Origin of the sequence: Paenarthrobacter sp. CM16, from assembly GCF_013179505.1 — a bacterium.
GTDB lineage: Bacteria > Actinomycetota > Actinomycetes > Actinomycetales > Micrococcaceae > Arthrobacter.
The window spans coordinates 1-959 of the sequence record NZ_JABMCX010000572.1 but is presented as its reverse complement, the minus strand read 5'-3'; the positions used below and the strand labels follow the sequence as shown (position 1 = coordinate 959).

The 959-nt window shown below is 64.0% G+C and carries 2 protein-coding genes and 1 pseudogene; all 3 read right to left on the bottom strand.

What is annotated here, in order from left to right:
• Positions 1–186, bottom strand: a pseudogene (locus HP499_RS24575) (nuclease); the annotation flags it as partial.
• Entirely contained in the window at positions 173–439 is a 267-nt protein-coding gene (locus HP499_RS24570; protein ID WP_172326618.1) for a hypothetical protein, read from the bottom strand. The gene HP499_RS24570 and the pseudogene HP499_RS24575, both read right to left, overlap by 14 nt.
• Positions 440–444: 5 nt before the next feature.
• The coding region (locus tag HP499_RS24565; RefSeq protein ID WP_172326617.1) for a single-stranded DNA-binding protein at positions 445–959 on the bottom strand (515 nt) is incomplete at its 5' end.

Genomic DNA, 959 nt, shown 5'->3' with positions numbered 1-959 from the left:
GGCCGTGACCTGAAGTGCCGGCGGCCGCGCTGCCGTGCCCGTCGCTTCGCAGGGGACTTCCTGCAGCGGCACCTGGTTGCCGGCGGGAACGACCTGCGGTCCGCCCTGGGGAGTGCAACCGGTCAGGGCAAGAACGGTCAGGACGCCGCCGATCAGGAGCCGGCACTTGTGTTCAGTGCTGGTCATGGTGGTCTTCCTTCGCTGCTGTTTCGGCGCGGGTGCGTCGCCCGGGTCGGAGTTCGCCGGCTTCAACACCCGGCCATTTCCGGCCGTTGTTGTACTTGCGCTGCAGTCGTCGCAGTTCCCTCCGCGCGGCTGCTTCAACGAAGTCCGAAATGGACACGTAGCCTTCAAGCTTCCCGACGGCTTGAACTGCTGCCCGGATCTGCTGCAGGTCCGCTTCAGTGAAGTAGGGCCCCTTCTTCTCACTCGGCTTCATGGGTTTTAGAACGGGGGTTCGGAGTCGGGGCCGTTGCCCCAGGAACCGGCGCTGGCTGACGAGTTCGCGGCCCATGGGTCGTCCTGCTGGACAGGCCGACCGCTGCTATTCTGGTTGCCGAAACCTCCGCCGTTTCCTGCGCCCTGGTTGTTGTTGCGCTGGGTGCGGTTCACTTTCGCGTTGGCGTAACGCAAGCTCGGACCGATCTCGTCTACCTCGAGTTCGATGACGGTGCGCTTCTCGCCATCCTTGGTTTCGTAGGACCGGGACTTTAGCCGGCCGGAGACTATGACCCGTGTGCCTTTGGTCAGGGACTCGGCCACGTTCTCAGCTGCTTCCCGCCACACGCTGGCGCGGAGGAAAAGTGTCTCTCCGTCCTTCCACTCGTTGGACTGGCGGTCGAAGGTCCTGGGCGTGGAGGCGATCGTGAAGTTCGCTACCGCGGATCCCGACGGGGTGAACCTCAGCTCGGGGTCAGATGTCAGGTTTCCGATGACGGTAATGGTGGTTTCGCCGGCCA

Coding starts and splice junctions, on each gene's coding strand:
- HP499_RS24570 (WP_172326618.1), bottom strand. CDS start 439: ATGAAGCCGAGTGAGAAGAAGGGGCCCTACTTCACTGAAGCGGACCTG.